General features: G+C 38.9%; 25 protein-coding genes and 1 pseudogene. 1 reads left to right on the plus strand and 25 read right to left on the minus strand.

The annotated features are described in order from the left end of the window. Positions 1–89: 89 nt before the first annotated feature. The 24 genes and pseudogenes from CRO25_RS08105 to CRO25_RS08220 all read right to left on the minus strand — a co-directional run bounded on the left by CRO25_RS08105 (position 90) and on the right by CRO25_RS08220 (position 18,998). Entirely contained in the window at positions 90–491 is a 402-nt protein-coding gene (locus CRO25_RS08105) for a GNAT family N-acetyltransferase (protein WP_079694618.1), read from the minus strand. Between the two features lie 45 nt (positions 492–536). Next, the gene (locus CRO25_RS08110) at positions 537–1,286 is read right to left on the minus strand and encodes a class I SAM-dependent methyltransferase (protein ID WP_079694619.1); all 750 of its coding nucleotides are present in this window, start codon (positions 1,284–1,286) and stop codon (positions 537–539) included. 211 nt (positions 1,287–1,497) lie between these two features. Further along, the gene (locus CRO25_RS08115; protein WP_256863607.1) at positions 1,498–2,205 is read right to left on the minus strand and encodes a GNAT family N-acetyltransferase; all 708 of its coding nucleotides are present in this window, start codon (positions 2,203–2,205) and stop codon (positions 1,498–1,500) included. Between the two features lie 926 nt (positions 2,206–3,131). Further along, positions 3,132–3,500 (minus strand): hypothetical protein, encoded by a 369-nt coding sequence (locus CRO25_RS08120; protein ID WP_079694621.1) that lies wholly within the window; start codon positions 3,498–3,500, stop codon positions 3,132–3,134. Positions 3,501–3,512: 12 nt separating this feature from the next. Continuing rightward, positions 3,513–3,773, minus strand: coding sequence for a hypothetical protein (locus CRO25_RS08125; protein ID WP_079694622.1), 261 nt, complete (start codon positions 3,771–3,773; stop codon positions 3,513–3,515). 304 nt (positions 3,774–4,077) lie between these two features. Then, a complete protein-coding gene (locus CRO25_RS08130; protein ID WP_079694623.1) occupies positions 4,078–4,698 on the minus strand; it encodes a zinc dependent phospholipase C family protein in 621 nt (206 codons plus the stop codon). Positions 4,699–4,773: 75 nt separating this feature from the next. Beyond that, positions 4,774–5,289 (minus strand): annotated as a pseudogene (locus CRO25_RS08135) (AAA family ATPase). A 64-nt stretch (positions 5,290–5,353) separates the two neighbouring features. After that, positions 5,354–5,710 carry a hypothetical protein gene (locus CRO25_RS08140; protein ID WP_143806518.1) on the minus strand — a complete coding sequence of 119 codons (357 nt, stop codon included), beginning with the start codon at positions 5,708–5,710 and terminating at the stop codon, positions 5,354–5,356. Positions 5,711–5,778: 68 nt separating this feature from the next. Next, positions 5,779–6,837: a DUF3626 domain-containing protein gene (locus CRO25_RS08145; protein WP_079694928.1), complete on the minus strand. Its 1,059-nt coding sequence runs from the start codon at positions 6,835–6,837 to the stop codon at positions 5,779–5,781. A gap of 254 nt (positions 6,838–7,091) precedes the next feature. Then, positions 7,092–7,481: a hypothetical protein gene (locus CRO25_RS08150; RefSeq protein WP_079694625.1), complete on the minus strand. Its 390-nt coding sequence runs from the start codon at positions 7,479–7,481 to the stop codon at positions 7,092–7,094. A 232-nt stretch (positions 7,482–7,713) separates the two neighbouring features. Continuing rightward, on the minus strand, positions 7,714–8,280 hold the full coding sequence (locus CRO25_RS08155; RefSeq protein ID WP_079694626.1) for a histidine phosphatase family protein: 567 nt from the start codon (positions 8,278–8,280) through the stop codon (positions 7,714–7,716). Between the two features lie 173 nt (positions 8,281–8,453). After that, positions 8,454–8,933, minus strand: a complete 480-nt coding sequence (locus CRO25_RS08160; protein WP_079694627.1) for a hypothetical protein — start codon at positions 8,931–8,933, stop codon at positions 8,454–8,456. Between the two features lie 205 nt (positions 8,934–9,138). Beyond that, on the minus strand, positions 9,139–9,669 hold the full coding sequence (locus CRO25_RS08165) for an ATP-binding protein (RefSeq protein ID WP_079694628.1): 531 nt from the start codon (positions 9,667–9,669) through the stop codon (positions 9,139–9,141). A gap of 195 nt (positions 9,670–9,864) precedes the next feature. Further along, positions 9,865–10,668, minus strand: a complete 804-nt coding sequence (locus CRO25_RS08170) for a hypothetical protein (RefSeq protein WP_079694629.1) — start codon at positions 10,666–10,668, stop codon at positions 9,865–9,867. 137 nt (positions 10,669–10,805) lie between these two features. Then, positions 10,806–11,297: an NUDIX hydrolase gene (locus CRO25_RS08175; protein WP_306454208.1), complete on the minus strand. Its 492-nt coding sequence runs from the start codon at positions 11,295–11,297 to the stop codon at positions 10,806–10,808. Between the two features lie 178 nt (positions 11,298–11,475). Then, positions 11,476–12,129 (minus strand): lysozyme inhibitor LprI family protein, encoded by a 654-nt coding sequence (locus CRO25_RS08180; protein ID WP_079694631.1) that lies wholly within the window; start codon positions 12,127–12,129, stop codon positions 11,476–11,478. Between the two features lie 264 nt (positions 12,130–12,393). Continuing rightward, a complete protein-coding gene (locus CRO25_RS08185; RefSeq protein WP_079694632.1) occupies positions 12,394–13,176 on the minus strand; it encodes a nucleoside phosphorylase in 783 nt (260 codons plus the stop codon). Between the two features lie 206 nt (positions 13,177–13,382). After that, positions 13,383–13,889: a hypothetical protein gene (locus CRO25_RS08190; protein ID WP_079694633.1), complete on the minus strand. Its 507-nt coding sequence runs from the start codon at positions 13,887–13,889 to the stop codon at positions 13,383–13,385. 199 nt (positions 13,890–14,088) lie between these two features. Then, positions 14,089–15,186 carry a Gfo/Idh/MocA family protein gene (locus CRO25_RS08195; RefSeq protein ID WP_079694634.1) on the minus strand — a complete coding sequence of 366 codons (1,098 nt, stop codon included), beginning with the start codon at positions 15,184–15,186 and terminating at the stop codon, positions 14,089–14,091. Between the two features lie 94 nt (positions 15,187–15,280). Beyond that, positions 15,281–16,453, minus strand: coding sequence for a Gfo/Idh/MocA family protein (locus tag CRO25_RS08200; protein WP_079694635.1), 1,173 nt, complete (start codon positions 16,451–16,453; stop codon positions 15,281–15,283). Next, positions 16,450–17,361 carry a sugar phosphate isomerase/epimerase gene (locus CRO25_RS08205; RefSeq protein WP_079694636.1) on the minus strand — a complete coding sequence of 304 codons (912 nt, stop codon included), beginning with the start codon at positions 17,359–17,361 and terminating at the stop codon, positions 16,450–16,452. The genes CRO25_RS08200 and CRO25_RS08205 overlap by 4 nt, the downstream gene beginning before the upstream one ends. A 231-nt stretch (positions 17,362–17,592) precedes the next feature. Then, entirely contained in the window at positions 17,593–18,090 is a 498-nt protein-coding gene (locus CRO25_RS08210) for a metallophosphoesterase family protein (RefSeq protein WP_079694637.1), read from the minus strand. 36 nt (positions 18,091–18,126) lie between these two features. Further along, positions 18,127–18,558 (minus strand): Rrf2 family transcriptional regulator, encoded by a 432-nt coding sequence (locus tag CRO25_RS08215; protein ID WP_079694638.1) that lies wholly within the window; start codon positions 18,556–18,558, stop codon positions 18,127–18,129. 62 nt (positions 18,559–18,620) lie between these two features. After that, positions 18,621–18,998, minus strand: coding sequence for a DivIVA domain-containing protein (locus CRO25_RS08220; protein WP_024630343.1), 378 nt, complete (start codon positions 18,996–18,998; stop codon positions 18,621–18,623). A gap of 205 nt (positions 18,999–19,203) precedes the next feature. Between CRO25_RS08220 and CRO25_RS08225 the strand changes: the two genes are divergently transcribed. Continuing rightward, positions 19,204–19,770 (plus strand): TraR/DksA C4-type zinc finger protein, encoded by a 567-nt coding sequence (locus CRO25_RS08225; protein ID WP_063563237.1) that lies wholly within the window; start codon positions 19,204–19,206, stop codon positions 19,768–19,770. Positions 19,771–19,925: 155 nt separating this feature from the next. On the opposite strand, the gene CRO25_RS08230 is transcribed toward CRO25_RS08225, so the two are convergent. Next, entirely contained in the window at positions 19,926–20,609 is a 684-nt protein-coding gene (locus CRO25_RS08230; RefSeq protein ID WP_063563236.1) for a transcriptional regulator, read from the minus strand. Positions 20,610–20,667 lie beyond the last annotated feature (58 nt).

The following is a 20,667-nucleotide window of genomic DNA, read 5'->3' on the forward strand; positions in this document are numbered from 1 at the left end:
TACAACGTTCTCATATTCAATAATGCTCCTTTTTTATGATTTTACATTTCTTTCACATAACGTTCCCGTATACACCACGTGAGCCGACCTTAAATTCCTTGATTCTTATAATGCATTACAATTTGCTTTGTCCGTTTAAAACCTGACAATTCGTAAAAACCACCCAAATCCTCTGTACAAAACAAACTAATAACGTCAATATCTTTTAACTCATCTAAAATTCTTTTGACCATTAGTTCTCCTATTCCTTTATTTCTGTACATACTTAATACAACAACATCTTCTACATAAGCCCGATATATTCCGTCTGAAATAGACCTACAGAAACCAACTAATATATCATCTTTCCAAGCTCCTACTGCAACACCACTAACAAGTAGCTGTAATATTCCATTCTCATCTCGGTTAGGCCACCAACCAGCATCTTGATAAAGACCCATTAGTTCAGATTGTAGAATCGGTTTCTCTGTATGTAATTTTAAAGTTACCATGAGTAACCCCCATAGATAATATTTTTTTGGATCAATTCAGTAATTTCAAAGTTTTCTTGCTTTGATAACAAAGGTTACAGGAAACATTTTTGCTTTTTTTATAACATCATTATTTTCATCATGCAGTTGGATTATTTCCTGATCGGTTTCTTCAATCATTTGTTCAATAACAAACCCCGCTTTCGCTAACGCATTTATATAGGTTGATAGTTTACGATCAGACAAAGTTAGCTCGCCTTGAACAAAATCAGGAGCGACCGAATACCAAGATTCATCAAAATAAGACTTGTTAAAAACCAATCTATTATTTTCATCAACAACACATTTGTGAATTGGATGAGACCAACTGAAAATAAATATGCCGTCCTTTTTCAAATAAGAAGCGATTCGACGAAAAGTTCCTTCAAGATCGGTTGTCCAGCCTATGGCGTAAATCGAATAAACAAAATCAAAATAATCCACAGGGATGTTAGATCCTTCTTCCATAGGAGAACAAATCAATTTTGCTGAAAGACCACACGTTGTCAGATGTTGCTTCGCCTTTTCAATTTGCTTTTCTGATATATCCATCCCCCATAGCTCAGCTGCTTTACGATCTCCCTGATATTGCAAAGATTGACCATCTCCACAGCCGATCTCTAACATCTTTTTTCCTGAGACATCGCCAAAAAGTTGGCATTTTTCCTCTGTTACAAATGCTCCATAAAAAGGAAGCACGATTGCTCTTAAAAAGTCATTTCCTTTTGTATCCCAATAGGAGCTGTTTGTTTCATAAACACTATGTTTATTCACCATGATAACCCCCTCAATATAATTTTGTTCGCAGCTCCATTCGTTTACTTAATGCCTCTTCGTAATCGATCTTGCAGCCCCCTGAACTTTTCCGATTAGTTCTGTTATTTCAATTGGGAGGCCCTGAATATTCATGCATTCATCCTTTCTTACAATCCTTTCCCTTTTAGATAGCCTTCACTACATTCACGAACCCGAAAGGCTTAAGAAAGTATCAAATGTTATGCCAATAGAAAGTAAAATGAGAATGCTGTTGAAAGCCTATTGACTTATAAAAAGAACTATCCGAAATAACATATGCTTTTTCTGCACCCAGGGAGCGGCCTCTTTTCAAGGCTTCTAAAACTACTGCTTTTCCCAGCCCCTTCTGCCGATACTCTGGAATTGTACATACAGGTTCAACATAAACATAATCCGTTTTTTGACTGTACCATAAGCCACAATAAGCAACGTATTCCCCATCTTCATTTTCAGAAACAATATGTAGGAATGAATTCATATTTCTTGCTGACAACATTCTTTTTTTCTTATCAATGGTGATTTCATCATCAGGCACAGGACCTTCATGATTAGAGCCTTTCCATAATAATTTCCGATACTTAAACAAATCATTATTAACATCCATATTCTTTAAAATTACGCCTTCAGGATTTACATAATCAAGGCTAACATTCTGTAGTGTAAGTTCAAGTATGTTTTCAGTCAGATCATTCTCCACAAACTTCTTACTGCGTAATAAATCTAGAGTGTGAGTATCTTTGTCATTCACCGCAATCCCAAGGCCATTTTCATTACTGAAAGTAGTAGTGGTATATTCTAATATATCTTTTTCCAATTCTTCAAACCCTGGTTTAGTAGCAAAAAATGCTTCACCAAAATAGTGGTCATAGGTTGCTATCCCTAAAAACAATCTCCATTTCAATCCCCCATAAAATATAAATTTTCCAGTGAAGAATAAAACACTAATGCGCCTTATACACGTTACATAAACTATATTTCTTGCTCTCCAAGTTCGGTGGTAAAGATCAATTCGTAACTGAAGGGGGCTACTCCGTTTACTTCTTGTAAAGTTCTTTACCCTCATTGTCGAATATTACTAAGTTTTCTACTTCATTAATTTGAGTATTAGGAATCAGATAACCCTTCTTTTCCGTAATCCCTCTTGAATAGGACTTACCATCAGTATAAGTAATAAAAATACGAGCAGCTCCAGAACTTAACATCTTGTTATTAATTATGACTGCTATATATGGATTTCCGTTTCCTACAGTCACAGGATCTGAATAATTTATTCCCCACGATAGTTTTTGGTCATATACCTTCCCATGTTGATCTGTATAAAGGGTAATTAATGAATTTTCGAGTAAAATGATTGCTGAGTCCTTAATCCATATACTATCTTGTAAATCTAAACGATGACTATTTACATAACAGTGATTTGTTCATTGGTTGGGGCGTTATATATTAGCTCGTTCTTGTTACACCCCATTAATAAGGTTGAAATGAATAATATAAACACTATACATTTTTTCATTTTTCGCTCCTTGTATATATATCCGGCATTTCACATAACGCTCCTGTATTAACGATGTCCGACGAAGTCGAATGTTTTACTGAGCCAGCTTCCCTGAAATTCATTCTGCAGACCAAGGTTCCGTAAGAAGCCGCTGCGTAAACATATTGTTATCTGATTTTGGCTCATATCCTTGACTAAAGACAGGACGTCAGGAGGTGCATGATTTTTATAATTCACTATGAACAAACTATCATGTCCCGTTATTTAAACAGGCTACCTAATATCGGTAGCCTGACCCGTATTACATATAAAATTAACAAAAGATGCTCATATCATAATTCATAATGCTCCCGAACTAATCTGAATTGTTCTTCTATACCCAAGTCAGGTGTTCTTTCAAGTGTTTTGATATTGTTATTAACGCAGGCTTTTCTAATTTCATTGGAGAATTTCACCATAGTTTTGTTGCTATGTTTAATCGTTTCCGCTGGATCTGATGTAAGGTTAATAACATCCAAAATCATCTTATGGTCTTCTCTAAAGAAATATAGCCTTTCTATTTCTTCATCAGATGTATAAAGACATATCATTCTTTCTTTAGGAATAAAGGGTAGGATATGTTCAGGCATTATTCCTAAATCGATAATGATTGGTTTATCCGTCGGCATCTTCAATAAATCAATAACTAAAAATTCCATCATCTCTACAACGATTTAACAAAGCCACCGAAATACCACATCAGTTGGCCTATTAAACCACTCCTCCCAGTTTAAACCTGGATGGGGATATTGAAGAGCAGGATATTCAGTCGGATTAGTGAATGGTCTATACTTCAAGACATCATCGCTCAATGTTTGAAACCCTAACTCTGCAACAAATTTCTGTGTCATCGTTGTCTTTCCCGCGCAACAACCACCATTTAACCAATACACATGCTTTAATTGTTCTTTTAGATAATTGTTATTTATTCTCATTTTATTCCTCCTCAATTTTTAATATTGAGGGAGATTACGGATTCTTATCGGTTTTTTATACACACAACAAAACCACATAATATAATCCTCCTTTTCTTATTTATACCTAAATAGTATTCGGCGAATTAAAGCTTACTCCTTCATTTACCATTAATCTGTCCGTTAGATTAATTATTATATTTACAACTTCGAGCTACATGACATTGCGATTGACTTTATCTTATGTCTTTAGATCGAACAGCTACCATGAGGGTGGGATACGTGGATGCATTGTTAAGGGACACCTCAGACTTCACAAAATTATTTACAAATTGTACTTTATCTTTATATACTTCATATTCAATATTCCCATATCGACTGATGTCTCTAAGTATCCAATGATCTGCTCAAAAGTAAAAACATTAAGGGCTTCTATCAAAATTTCTTTGTCATAATTCAAATCGTCAAATATATATGGCACAAACTTTTCGACATCTGTAGATTTAACTTCCTCTAAATCCGGTATTGTTGGAATGTGATTGAGCCTGTTTCTTAATTCCTCTTTATATCCATAATGTTCAAGCAACTTCCCATTCATTAATCTAAAGTCGTTATGATAATGTTTATATAATTCCTTATTAGCTTCCATTCTGTTCCTTAACCAAGGTAAATTAAAACCTTTCAACCATATATCATCTGCAATTAAATGTGTGAAATAACCTAGAACATAAAGGTCTTCTGCCTGTGATCGATACTTATGTAAAAATCCTTTATAGTCTACGTTCCTTGAATAATCCTGAATTTCACCAGCAAAAAAATGTGATGAATCTTTTGTTGTAACAGCATCCGGTGCAATATTTCCAAGTAAAAAAGGCGTTTTATCTACTATAGATAAGGAATTTGCGATTCTATTTGCCACAATCAGATGCATTATTCTTGAACCCATACTTCTTCCTCCCCTTAATGAAAGTTTGAAGTCTGTTTACCTGATTCTGATTCCTTGAACTGATATTTCAAATCATTATTTCTTGAATAGTGATGTGATAATCATTTCTGCACATTCTTCCGGCGTATTCAAACTCGTATCGACTGAAAAGCTATAGCGAATGTGTTGCGACATTATTTTATTTTGCTCATCGGATTGATCTTCTCTTCTGTCACCACGTTCTATATTTCGCTTACGACAAAGATTTAACGGGCAGTACACCTCAATGATATCCAAAGGATATCCATCAAATATATCTTGGACTTTATCATAATGTGGCTTTAATTCCGGTCTTTCAACAAGTACCCCATCGATTAAAACATTCTTTCCATGATCCGAAAATTATTTTGCTGTATGATACATTAGAATGATGGCTTCACTTAAATACTTCCAGTAGTCTGTTTGCAAATGTTTATCACCAATCGTATTTTCAAAAAGATCATTGGCCACAACATATAAAAAGGGTTCATCGTAATTTTGCATCGCTTCTACGATTGAAGTTTTACCTGAACTGGTTACGCCATTCAGAAATATAATTTTCCCTTTATCCATTTTCTCATCTTCCTTTGCGCGAGTTATATTTAAAGTGTCTATGATTCTTCGAATTGCTAAATTTCTAAAACTGTACCTCTTTTAATTTCAATTTTTTTATGAACTGTTCAATTAAGTTGAATATGAGGCCACTACACATACCAATTTCATAAAAGATAATCACTTCGTTCGAAAAGAATATATCTATTCCATGTTCAGCTCCTGTAATTCCTAACAATAATATTGTAATTATTAATCCACCAAATAGATGCACTATTAATTCAATTAGGTTGAACTTATAAGAATTTCGAGAAGTTTTTATTATCACTGATGCTGTTACTGAAAATGGAATGCCTCCAATACCATATAAAAGCATGAACATTATTATCCCCAATAAAAATGTACTTCCGAACTCATCAGGAAAGAATATCGTTGCGCACATAAAAGACATAATAATCGTTGATAATACAGCACTTGTTAATTTTATTAATAATGATTTCTTCAGTAGAATCATCCTTTATACAGCTTATCAATCGATTTACCATATCGAACGAGTATATGCCACATGTATTTTAATTCCTGAAGCACTTCTTCGTAATTACCTCTGTCAGACCAGAGATCAGGATTGTGCTTCAAATCGTTGACAGCATTCCCGATCACACTTGCGTCAATATTACCGTTGCTTGCAATTCGCTTCGCTAATGATGGCATGGTTGGACCCCTAAAATCAGAGGGCACTTCCTCTGCACGCATTGCAAATCCCATATGCCAAAATAGTTCAATGGAATATTTGATGCAGATTTGCTCTAAGTAATTCCCTATTTCTGTTCCTTTGAACGATGGGTCAGCTACTAAAATTTCCACATCATCTTCAAGATATATATCTCCATGAATTTGAGTTTCGATAAAATGGTTAAGATTCCGATGTGGGGCCAGTTTTGACGGATCCTCTAACGGGCGTTCCAGATTGTACAATAGCTGATCTATCAATTTTTTAGGAGTAAGATCTTTTTCTCCAATAGCATAATCCCGAAAGAAAGCATCCGTAAAAAGCGCAGATAAAATATCGTCTAATTCCTCATATGTCCCCTTTTCCTTTGGAGCATCTTGAGAGCCACCGTAAGTGAACGTACAGCGATGTGAAGCATTCGGTTTTAAAAGAAAATAACAAGAGCCGAATCGTGGAGACGGTCCATCCGGATGTAACAACAAATGAAGAGCACCATACTTTGGCCGTTCAAAGTTGGTTGCACCTTCTAACTGATATGCTCCGTCAAATAGTTTTTCCTCCCAAAGATCTCTTGCACCACCTACGTATGCAGATACGCTCCCATTAGATATGAAAGTCTCGAACTGACTTTTATAGATTCCCTGCTTTAATAAAGATTGAGCAACACTTTTCATATCTACAACCGGACGATCCGGATGAAAATGCAAAGCCACCCGTGCATGGGATTTAATCTTATGAACTGCTTCTTCATAGGTATTCCACGGAATATTGGAAAACTGAAAAATTTCTTTGAGTGATGCTTGAGCTTCTCTTTTTTGGGATCTCGTGCAATTACTCATATACTCAATCGCTGCGTTCTGAGATCTTGTAAGTTGGCTGTTGTTCGACACAAGAATCACCACCCTTTCTAAAATTGAGACCTCAATTTACTTTTAACAACAAGATTAAATTTTTCCAGTCTGTGAATGTCTCCAGCAAATCTGCTTCTCCGAAATGCCTCTTCCGGACCACAAGTCGGGCTTGACCCGGACGATACGTTGAATACGACGCTAGAGGGCGTCACTCACTTCTTCGAGTTACATTTAGAGTAAATTTATTCTTGTTTCCATTTATGTATTTCGAGTAGTTTTCCGGTTCCATAAAAATACTTTATTACTTCAAGCATGGGAATTAATTCTATACAAATGTTATCACAATAATTGCCTAACTGACCACCAGCAACCAGGGGAATTTCACTGTTGCCCTGGTTATCGTTCATAAGAGTATATATATTATCATCAATAGTAATAGACACAATGAAATGTTCCGGTCCACCCCCAACTAATACTGAATCGGTGTCTGATACCTCAAAAAATACTAATGTAAATTTATCTCCATCGAGTTTTCTCAAAAAACTTAAAGTGTCCGTCCATGTGGGATTCACAACGATTTCTTCCTTAAATGTGGCCCCATTCCATTCATCAATACTAATAGATTTTATCATTTTTTCTTTTCATCCTTCTTAGATGTTTAATTATTTGGATGTTTTCATATAACGTTCCTGTATTCACGATGCCGAGAAGCTTAAGAACCAAAAAATCCGGCTGCGCTTGCTCAGTTTGCCTCTCAGCGTTGTCTTCCTGCTCACACTTCACCGAATTGCTTCCAGCAAGACCAAGGCAGCGTGAATACTCTGTCATGTAATGTCTCAGTTTTCTTTATATACCTTAGGAAATCTAATCATTCCACATTCTTGTTACTTCTTCTAATTCTAAGTCCTCGAATTGCATTTTATAAATATCTGGTTTCTTTAATTGATTCAAAAACTCCAAACCAAAAGCTGAATTAAAATGATTCATCATCAAAGTCATCACAAGACCATGAGTCCCGATTGCTATTTTCTTCCCTCTGTTCTCTTTTAGTAAGGGTTTTAGAACTGAGATTGCTCTTTTCTGACAATCAGCATTGGACTCTCCACCCGGCAAGGTATAATCAAAATCTTTAAAACTATCTCTGATACTAGACATTAACTCTGCATTTTCAATATTATACGAAGCAAAGTGTCGTTCTCTGAGATCTTCAAATACTTTAATATCTAACTTTAAGTGCTCGGCCAATCCCTCAACACTCAGAATTGCTCGAGTATAAGGACTTGATATAATCATGTCTATTCCTTCACCTATAAGTAACTTCGTTACTTTTTCAATATCGATCTTTCCTTTTGGCGTAAGCCCTCTTGTTCTTTCATTTCCTTCGTTGTATGGTGATTCTCCATGCCTAACCATATAGATAATTGTCTTCATACAAGCCTCCTTTAGATGCTTTCATTAAATGTCACACTATGATTTCACATAAAGTTGATATAATCGCATGGGTACCAGCCTGATTACTCTTCTCGAATATACTTCTGGTAGATCAAGGGCCGTATAGACCTCAGTTCGAATATGGTGTTATGTGATTTGACCGTCTTCTTGCGTTACTTACAATTGATTATTTCTAGAGCTGCAAGAGCTCTCCTTCTTACATATTCAACATAGTCCTCACTATATTTCTTAATTAATTCTATTACTTTAGTTTCCTGATCTTTAACCTGTATTAAATAGTGTGCGAATTGCCACCTAGCATCATTATCAGAATACCTAAGAGCCTCTTCTGCAAGGAACAAAAAACTTGATGATCTTTCGCTTAGTTTATCTATAATCGTTTCACATTCATTGTCTCTTGCAATTAAATATAATAAGTTATTTAGAGTATTTTGATCCCATTCTGTATACTCTGTTGTTTCTATTAATGAAAACACCAGAGAGATTAACAAAGACCAATTTGAGTAATTGGTTTCCCATTCTAGTACTTGCTTTTGCTTCTTTGACCATATCCAAAAGTCGTCTACTATCTCGTCAATTTTTGTGTAAATATCTTTAGATGGGTCATGTATTAAAAGATATAGGTCTTCCATCTTTGTTTTTCCTCTCTGACCTGCTTTACAGTAATTTCACCTAACGATATTGTATTCACGACTCGATCCGGCCTTATATAGCTCCTATCTTAGGTCGGCTTGTGTGTCGTCCGATTATCTAACATGAGTATAAATCGGGACGACAAAGGGGCGTAAACCCCGAAGCTTGGATATAATGTTATCTGAAGGATCAGCCTTCATCGAATCATCTAGTACCCGTGATTGCTATTATTTGTTGAATAATTTCCGCTGTATTATTGGGATCCTTAATGATAAATACATAATTTGCTTCATCTTTACTAGGTTGTATTTCTGAAAAATTTTCTTGTCTCTCCAATACTTCCAAAAAGCTTGATGCACTTCTAAATATAGCCTTGCTTCTTTGCGTACGTATAACACGGTCTTTCAGTAAATCATTGGGTAAATCAAAATAAACAATAATACTTTTAAATTCTTTATTATGAAAATATCGGAGAACTTTTGCTCTTCCTGATTTATTCAAATTAGAGTTACTTAAGATAATGTGGAAATTGCTTTGCTCCGTAGCATAGTTAACAATTGCGTCAGTGACAGAGAATTTTAAAGTGTTCGGGCCTTCTGTAGGGCGAAGTTTCTTGTAGTGTTCATTAATAAATTCAGCATGATTATCTTGATCAATTACAATAGCTTGTTGTAATACCGATTCTAATTCTTTGGCAAAGGTAGTTTTGCCACTATGAGTTTTTCCTACCGTCATGACTACCAAGCGTTCCTTAAGAATCTCTCCTATTTCTATTATGGTTTTTACCGGTCTCTCACTTAAAGTTCTCGTATCCACAACGTCTCATCGCCCGGTCGGAACGAGGGCCCTATGCATGAATATAGTGTGATGTGATGCTTAAGACTTCATTTGAATTTCTCTCGAATTCCTATTCCTATATCTGTATAGTCATTACCAATCTTCAAGTTCTGAAAGTAATACACCTTTTTTGGTAAGTTTAAGACTTTTATTGCTTGTAAAACCTTCAAAACTCTGAATTTGCTTATGGATAAATGAGAATTCAAATATCTTTGTAAAATCTCCATTCAAAGTAAAATGAACTTTACTTTCTTCTGGAACAAATATAAGTGAAAATTGGGTTGGATAATCCCCACTTTGCTGAGCAGTATCCTTAAGCAAGTTAAGGCCTGTTTCAATATTAAATGTTTCTTTGTTATTTGTAATGACTTCATAGGCCTTTATATATCTATCCTTTCCTGGTCCTTCAACATTCTTATATTCATTATTGAATTTATCCGATACTGGAAAATTAGTTAGTACCATGAAGTCACTATCGGAAGAGTTAATATCAATGTTCTGTCTTCCAGGCTCAACAATATATGTCTTCCGATTTCTCCCGGCTATCAAACTGTGGACACTATGACTCGGGACATTAACAATTACGTTATTGGTTAAATATTCATTTAATTGAGATAACTCGATCCGTCCTGAAAGAATTTCATCAAACAATTTCATAATATGTACGCAATTCTTGCCACGTCTATATTTGCCTTCTTCAATTGGATCGACCATTAATAAATTCATGAATGTACCACTACTATTCAAACCGAAGGCTGGATAAAATTGTCCATCATCATTCTGAAGAACTAATAGTTGATCTTCACCAATCATAATAATTTTGATTGGTCTTCGAGAAATATCGAAGTTCATACCAATAAATGTCTTGTCTAAATGAACAGCGAAGCTAGTACACATTGAGGTAATCTCCTTTTATTGTTTTTTCTTTTTTCCGCCATTCCAGAGTTTCAAATAACGTTTCTGTATTCGCGAGGTCCATCCCCCTTAGATAGCTCTTATCTTAGGGAAATGGACCTCGCGAACAACTAACAAAATTACTTATTGCCTTCGTTAAAATATGTTATTTCATGTCCATCTATTAATCTTCTTAATCCTTCTTTATAATAAGGCATTAATTGTTCAGCCCTCTCTATATCAATCCAAGCTATTTGAGAAATTTCATTAGGTCTAACTATTTCTTCATTCCCACCGATTACCTCACCTTTAAATGTTATAAATATTACATGTTCTTCTTTTTCCGGAAATTTACATTCATTTACTGCCACTATTCCATGAACTTTAATATCTAGTCCAGTTTCTTCTTTAGCTTCCCTTATTGCTGCTTGGTCTAATGATTCTTCTCTTTCAACAGCGCCGCCTGGAAGTGACCATCGGTCACTAGAATCATCTACATTCCTTACCATTAATATTTTGGAATTGGTTGGGTCAGTAATTAAGGAATAAGCTACATCGACTCTGATCATTATGTTTGACTTCCCTTCTGATTTAGATCTGATATATCTTTCACATAACGCTCTTGTATTCACGAAACGAGCCAGCCTTTGATAGCTCTTATCTTAGGCTGGCTCGTTTGTTGTCTGAGTGTTCTTCCATGATTATACATCTGGCAGCCAAGGAGTGATATCCCCGCAACATGAATATATTGTTATGCGCTGTTAATGTCTCCTAAGCATCACCTAGAAACCTTTGATCAAGATTCCCACTCTATTTTTTACTTTGGTATAAAAACTCAACTTCACTATCTAGCAAATATCGATATTCAAATAATTGCATTGTTCTTTCCCTAATTCTCTCCCGTATAACCGTGCCTAGGCTTACCGATCCTTTTGATCCAAGGTAACCATTATTAATAAATGTCTTCTCTACAAATGTTGTTTCCCTTAAGTGATACTGTAACCATTCTTTCTGCGATTCGATTAGTGCTTCTCTTGGTTCTCTATCCAACTTAGAAAGAAGCTTTTTATATATTTGATTCAACTCTTTATCCCAAATTTCTGTATATTTGCTTTCCAACGATCCCCATCCCATTGTTGTAATAATCTCTTTGGAATTTTGAAATTCATTAAATTCTACTTCATAATCATGATCTATAGGATTTCGAAGCATTTCATCATAAAATTCTCCTTTTAAATCGTAGTTCCCAATTCTCATGGATAACACTTCATTGTTAGAAGGCTCTGATCGACCTTCAGTTATTTCTTTCGATTCTGTTCCATTACCTTTACTCTCTACATCAGGATGCAGTTCAGAATTCATTATTGATTTAGTTTTGCTATTCAAAGTAGTCGATTGACTAATATTTTGACAAGATGAAAACATTATCGTAATAAAAAATAAGAAGAGTATCTTACCTTTCATAAATTATCTCCTTAAATATTATCTTTAATATTTACCGGTAATGGCGCATAACGTTGTTGTATTCACGAACCCGAGAGGCTTAAGGTCCGCTAAAACCGGGTGGCTACGCCACTTAGCCTCGCAGGATTGTCTGCTGAATCCACTTCTCCGAAATACCCCTTGCAGACCAAAGACCCATCAGGGGCCGCAGCGTGAATACGGTGTTGTCTATTTAGCATTTCCCTTTTAATAAATGCATTAATAAATGGATTATAGCTATTTCAGTTATAAAGAACTGCATATCCGCATTGATATTTGAACAAGGTTTTCTCTTATTTCTGATCTGCTATTCCAACTTCGACTATCCCATTCGACACCACTTAAATCATCACCGCCATACAAGATAACACCTAATTTTACATTTCTAAATTGTGAGACAGCCATAAATGCTGCTGCTTCCATTTCTACAGTTATACACCCTTCTGCTTTCCGCAACTCAACCTTTTCTTTAGTCTCTCTATAAAATGAATCTGTCGTCCAAGTTTTGGCCTTAATATACCTTATATTATGTATATTAAAATCGTCCTCTATGAATTTTAATACCTCTAGATTACATTCAACTTCTCTTGATGGCTTAATGTAATGGTATGATACTCCTTCATCTCTCACTGCCGAAACTGGTACTATTACATGTCCAACAGCAATGTCTTTTTGTAATACACCTGCACCACCACATACTATAAATTTCTGAAAACCATAGGCTATCAGTTCTTCTAAGAATCCTGCTGAACCTGCAGATCCTAAATACCCCAAAGTAATATGTACTTTTTTTCCTTGATAATATGTTTCATATATTGGCAAATCTACAGTCTCGCAATGTAGAGATGCAACTTCTTTCAACTTTCCCTCCGTTTTCATTTTTTCAATTACATCTCGAAAAAATGTTATTACACAGTATTCAAATTCTTCTTTTGGCTTAATAAAATTAGTTGCTTCTATTATTGCAACTCGCGATTCATCAAATTCCAATATCGGGAATTCATTACTATCGATTTTTCTGCTTTCCATCTCGACTTACCTCCAAAGTAATTTAAATTTTTTTTATTATTTCTTTGCAGCTATTACATATAACGTTCCTGTATTCACGACGTCCGACGGAGTCGGAAGTGTCCGCCTGCTCCTGCTTCCCTGAAATCCCTCAGCCGCACCGAGGGCGTATGCCCGATGTGTGAATATTATGTTAAGTGGAGTTACGAACCTCTTTGAATTGCTGTCTAGGTATTAATTGTCTTTGTATATGTTTTTACTGAATCCGGAAAAGCTCCTTTAGACTCTGCTTCTTTGCTTTCATCACTTATCTGTCTCGCAATTATCTCCAATCCATCAAAACATGCATTTTCTTTGTACCAGTCAATTAATTCAAATAAAGATACACTTTCTTGCACCTCCTTATCTTCATAATGCGATACAATTGTTATTGTAAATGCCGGGACTAGAGCATCCGCCTTCAAGTAATACATAAAATTTTTACCTGTGTAGTGCTTCATAAGGTATATCTCAATTTCTTTCTCAAGAAAAGAAAACACTTCAATCAATTGATCTGATGATATTCTATTATTCTTTATAAGTCTATTGAATCCATGGATGTACACGTAATTATAATTTGCTTCATTTCTGATTAGAGTAGGGTCATTAGAAAACAAAAAAGTTGGACAAGTTATTATTGAAGTAACCTCTCGATAAGCCTTCTGAGCATATTTATCTAAATATTCTAAAATCAAGTACTTTCCCTCTCTTCAGTAATTTCACTTAACATCTAATTTATGTACTTCATAAACACCACACATTCAAGCCAATTTCTGAACTACATACATAATAAACCATATTGTTCCATTTGCGAAGGTACTACAACAAACAAAAGAGCGGCCTTTACATCAGGCCGCTCTCCACCTACATATTCTATTACTATCTTAAAACCCTTTACTTCGTACCACTGCTCCATACCACTCTCTCACTCATTGCCTTATGCTGTGCAATTAAGCAGAGTTCTGCCGCTTTAAACGCATGCTCCTGTGTCATCGCATTCTCTGTTCGATCCAGACAATCCCGGATCAGTTCACCGAAGAATGGATAACCAACCTTTCCTTTGACGCTATAATGGTATTCCCCTTCATGGTTAACCAGGTACACCTGATCACCCTCAGGCTCTCTGGCCACGTCGATATACTTACGCAGCTCAATGTATCCGTCCGTTCCCAAAATAACCGTTCGCCCATCGCCCCATGTACCCAGACCATCCGGTGTAAACCAGTCTACGCGGAAGTAACCGGAAGCCCCGTTGTTGCCGATAAGTGATGCTTCGCCAAAGTCCTCTAGTTCTGGGAATTGTGGATGATTGAAATTGTTCACCCGACTGAAGGCCACTTCTGCATCTGTACATGAAGCAAAGGTCAGAAACTGCTCGATCTGATGACTTCCAATATCACAGAGGATGCCGCCATACTTTTCATGCTGGAAGAACCATTCAGGCCGACCACCCGCATTCAATCGATGCGGTCCTGTCCCCATAACCTGTACAACCTTGCCGATCGCTCCCTGTTCGATCAGTTGTCCGGCATAGATCGCACTTTCCACGTGCAGACGCTCACTGTAATAGACCATATACTTCTTCCCAGTGCGTTTAACCTCTTCACGCGCAAGGGCCAGTTGATCCAGTGTAGTAAAAGGAGCTTTGTCCGTAAAATAATCTTTGCCTGCGGCCATGACTCTCATGCCGAGTGGCGCACGCTCCGATGTAATGGCTGCTCCGGCTACGAGCTGCACTTCATCATCAGCAAGTACCTCCGCTTCAGATGCCGCGATCTGTGCCTGCGGGAACTGTTTCCGAAAAGCCTCGACTTTAGCTGGGTCAGGATCATATACCCATTTGAGCGTTGCCCCAGCCTCCACCAGCCCGCCAACCATACCGTAGATATGTCCATGGTCCAACGCTACAGCAGCAATGGTAAACTCACCTGGACCGCATACGATCTCTTTTTTCAGACTCTTTGGTGCATAAAACATGCCGTCTTTAGCCATACCTTCTCCACCTTTCCAATTCAATTGGATTTTCCGTTTATCGGTTCAGTTATCCTGTACACGCCTTAAGTTCAGCCTGGTGTATAAGTTCCACTTACTTAAATGTCTTTGACAGATCAGCAGGTTGACTGCCACTCTCTGCCTTGTCTTTCTTTGTATTTGAACTGGCAATCCGCTGCTGCAAATGCTCATAGAACAAATCCTCATCAATCGGCAGATCTACCCAGTTATCGGTCCATGTTGACAGCAGCATAGCATTAGACAAAGTCAAACCATGGATACCCTCTTCACCGGGAGCAATGAGCGGTGTCCCGTTCAGGATGGCATCGATCCAGTTGCGAATCAGGCCAGGATGTCCGGTTTCCACACCCGTAATTGGCACCTCGCATTTCCAGCATTCCGGCTGTCCAAATCCTCCTTTAAATCTCTGATTGAATTCAGGCTCGGGTTCACGAAGACGCCAGAAGGTCAACTGACCATCTTCAATGACAATTTTCCCACGATCCCCATTGACTTCGAATCGGTTGGTGCCTGGTGCTTCACCCGTTGTGGTCACGAATACACCTGTTGCTCCATTTTCATATTCGACATATGCCGTTACATCATCTTCCACTTCAATGTTCCGGTATTTGCCGAATGAACAGAAGGCACGCATACGCACCGGCATCATGCCGATGGTCCATTGCCACAGGTCCAGTTGATGAGGGTCTTGGTTGATCAGGACACCGCCCCCTTCACCAGCCCACGTTGCCCGCCAGCCGCCTGAATCATAATAGCTCTGAGAGCGATACCAGTTCGTAATAATCCAGTTGGTACGCCGTACCTCACCCAGTTCTCCCGAGGCAATTAGATCTTTTAGTTTGATATATAAAGGGTTGGTTCGCTGGTTATACATCATGGAAAACACTTTGCCGCTGGTAGCCGCGGCTTCATTCATCTTGCGTACCTGTTTGGTGTATACTCCGGCAGGTTTCTCAATCATGACATGCAAACCATTCTGAAAAGCCTGAATGGCCTTTTCGGGATGGTCATAATGCGGGGTTGCTATAATTACCGCATCAATCGTCCCTGATGACATCATCTGCTCCGCATCCTGCCAATAGGTGACTGAAGCCGGAAGATTGCTGGATACCCAGCTCTCCATTTCTTGTCTCACATCACACACAGCCACCAGTTCTGCACCAGGTACCTCTCCTGCTACCAACGTTCTGGCATGGGCTGCACCCATATTCCCAATTCCAATAACGGCTACTCGAACCAAACTCATACCTGTACCTCCTCGTCCACACGACGTTCAATTTCGGCAAAAACATCTGCAAAATGCTGTAACATCGCCTTCGATTGCAAGACCCCGCTAAAATCCTCAATCCCGTAATATCCATCATACCCAACGGATTTGAGGTCACGGAATACTTGCAACCAATTCACCACGCCTTCAGTCAAGGGGGCCCACTGACAATGCCAGTTTGATGTTAGCGAGACTGTATTTTGTTCATTCACACTGGAATTCGAATTCTTGTTTGATTCATCCTTGAACCAAGCCGCATTCTTCACATGCACATGTGCCAGATAAGGTCCCAGTAATTCCAGTCCCATACGATGGTTCTCATATCCTTCATGCACCATGTTGCCTGGATCGTACAACACCCCTACATGCTGTGAATCTAGCGATTGCACGAGCCGATAAGCTAGTGATGCAGTGGGGGCAATCGTTTGATGATGGGTCTCTACTACAGCTTTCACCTTATACTGTTGGGCCATCTCTTGAACCTCATTCAGATAATGCACAGCTTGTTTGTACAATTCAGGATAGCTGGTTTTGCGATCATAACCCGGAACCCCCACACGCATCATCGATGCTCCCAAGGCTTGAGCAGTTTGAAACGCCTGCTCTGTAGCAAGTAGATCCCCACAGCTCAGATATGGCACCAATGCAATCGAATGTCTGTTATGCTTTTTTGCTGCTTCTCGAAATGCAGGTACCTGTTCCTCCCATTGGTCTGGATCTATCGAGCAACGATTATGTCTCCAATAAGAAGGTTCTTCGGACAAAGCATCCGCCGGAATTCCACGATATCTCCATTCGATCCCTTCAATGCCTGCTGCGGCTGCAGCAGAAGCCAATTCTTCTGCGGTCAAGTCCGGTGTGGCAACAGTGAATACAGACAATTTCATCAACATTCATCTCCTTATGTAAACGTATTCAATTTATTGTTGTAAACGCATTGTATCATTCATACGAAGGCCTCCATAGGGGGCAACGAGAAGAGATGAATGACAGATAAACAGCGGACCATATTCCCCATTCAGAGATAACTTGCAAGTTCCCTTTTGAATGCATACATAACAAAAAGCACCCCGAATAACAGAAGATCCTTCTGATTCGAGATGCCTGGTTTGCAACTTCTATTTTGCATCATAAAAAACATGTTCCGCCTGCAATTTCCCTAAATGTGTAGTCATGATACCAAAAGAATATTGGGGCTGAAAGCGCCGATCCGTAGGAGAGCCCGGATTAAATATCAGCACATCATTGACCGTATGCATCACTGGAATGTGCGAATGTCCAAAAATCACAGCATCCACCTGCTGTCCTGCAAAAGTGTGAATCGCATTCTGCTCTGTAGACTTCGATCCCAGATGACCATGTACAAGACCAAGACGCAAACCGTCCGCTTCAACGATGCGGGAGAACCCGAGTTTTTGACCTATTTCAGGCGGGTCCGTATTGCCTGCAACACCTTCAATGGGGGCGTAAGCGCTGAGCAGCTTGTGTACACTCCAGTCCGACCAATCCCCGGCATGGAGAATCAGATCAGCATCTGATAGCGCCTCAACCAAGGGATCGGGTAACTTACGTGCTTTTCGAGGTAAATGAGTGTCCGAGATGACAATAATTTTCATAGTACAGCACACCTTCCCTTTCCCTTACATTACGCTTTATTCGGCATGTGATGGAACTTCAAGCTGGGAACAGGAACGCTCCATATCTTCAAGAGTAATGGATGCGAAGAACTGTTCCACCTTTGCTTCGGCAACCTGATACAGATTGGTCAGAAGGCTGTCAATACGAAGGCCAACATCACAATTCGGATTACAGTTACCATGAATCGGAAACAATGGCCCTTCATCCTTGGCAGCCTGATAGATCATGGCTAATGAGATTTCGCTTGAGGGTTTGGCGAGGTAAAATCCTCTTGTTCCTGGTGAGGAGTCCACAAGTCCTGCCTTTTTCAACCCACCGAGAATACGTCTGACCACGACAGGGTTGGTATTCACACTACCTGCAATCAGTGCCGAAGTGATTCGTTCAGGCGCGCTGAAAGACAACAACAACAAACAATGCACACTGACCGAAAAATGAGTACTCATGATTAACCACCTTTTATTTGAGCATTATAATGCTGATTTTATATCATCCCGGATGTGTAGACTTACTCGGAGAACAGGTCCTGTTCAGGGCGTGCTCGGATTTTTAATTGCCGAACGCTGTACTCCAATTGTTTCACAATATCATCCAGTTGTTTGCGATCAATCTTCGTTGGATCTTCCACTGGCTTCGCCGACGACTTCAGATCCCGAATCGTTAACTGCTGCTCTTGCCACTTGTCCATCAGATCCGCTATATTGGCATAGAAACGTTCGTAATCTTTAATAACCAAATCAAGATAGGCATCCACCTCATCCGGATCATAACCACGAAGTTTATAGTTGAATTGTTTTTCATGAATCGATAAAGCGTCGAGCTGCACGCCCAATTGCTTGAACAATTGTCTTTGTTTGTCCAATCTTCGTTTCATATGCTCATCCATATTGACAACCCTCCATTATCAAACGCGCCGCGGTAAGCACAAGAAGATCTTCGATACCGCCGCATTTTCTCTCTATATTTTTTATAACACATTATCCGTCAGATATAAAATCGAACGAACCTCTTTGCACACGAAACTGATTGCTTCTTATGAAATTCGGGTAAGGACTGACTACAACCCCATTGCGGGAAAGGAGCATGTCCTTATGAGTACATTAACCAAAGATCAACTTCAAGAGCTGAAAAACGCTCTTTTGGAACAACGTGAAAACCTACAACGCCATTTTGAATCCAGCATGGAAGACGGTGCTCCAGCCGAGTCCCTGAAAGATTCAACTGGTGAGCTGTCATCATACGATAATCACCCGGCAGATGCTGGTACGGAGACGTTTGAGCGAAGCCGTGACTTGGCGATAGATGATACGTTGACCGACGAGTTCAATCAGGTGAATGAAGCGTTGGAGCGAATCGAACAGGGAACGTATGGCTCCTGTGTGACCTGTGGTAAGGATATTCCTTTTGAACGACTCGAAGCGATCCCTTACACAGCCTACTGTATCGATGATACGCCTAACCGCGAGTTAAGCAACGAACGGCCTGTTGAGGAGCAAGTCATGACGATGCCGCCAAGTGGTGCTGGTGAAGTCAGACAGCGCAATGCTGGCAAGTTCGATAACGCTGACGCCTGGGAAGCCGTCGAGGAATATGGCACATCGAACTCCCCCGCAACTGCAGCCAAACGTGACGTGAAAGACTATGATGAAAACATGTAGTTTATGAACGAATTAAGGTCGTTTGCGCTAAAATAGGTACATGTCTTCCATCATGCCAAATTACGCATGAAAAAGCCGCCAATGGCGGCTTTTTTCTTGGTAGCATATCATCTTTACACAGATGAAACTTCAATATGACGATGAATATGCTTCGATTACTCTTCCGCCTGACCACCAGACGAGGATTCCTTCTGCTTTTTAGCAGGTCTTGACGTTTTCGCAACAGACTTGCCCTTATCGGGTGAAGCCTTCTTTTTCAATTTTCCAGCGGTTTCCGAAACGGGCTTATTCACCGTATCTTTGGATAGGGAACTGAATAAATGAAAGACCTCTTGGTCCGCATCATGCCTGTCTTTCGTTAAATAGGGTTCACACATCTTCGTAATGTTGTTGTACAACTGCTCTACTTCTTCCCGGCTAGCATACAACGTCATATCTGAGATAAACATACGGTCCCCGTTTTCCGCCTGATTCATAAATCTCCGACGGCTCTGCTCAAACATTTCATTTAACAATTTGAAGGTTTCGGAACGAAATACCTCCTTCAAAGGTGAATTTTCTTCATCTTCGTTACGGAGCTGGATTTCTCCCTTGAAGGGCTCATAATATTTGGCGATGATTCCATTAATTTCACGAGTGGATACGATGGTAAGCAGACCGATTTTCTCCAGTTTCTTCACATGATAATGTACCTTGGCTGGCACTTCGCCCATCTGGTCTGCGATCTCTTTAACCGTAGAGGGTCTGCCCTGTTTATTAAACATATTCAAGATCTGTATCCGATACGGATCGGAGTAGACCTTGATTTCTTCAATCGTTGAAAGTACTTTGCGCTGCATACCTGTATCCTCATTTCCGGGGTACCTGTTGCCCATCATGTGTATATTATACCGTCCG

This window comes from Paenibacillus sp. RU5M, from assembly GCF_900221055.1.
In the GTDB taxonomy this organism is placed as follows: domain Bacteria; phylum Bacillota; class Bacilli; order Paenibacillales; family Paenibacillaceae; genus Paenibacillus; species Paenibacillus marchantiae.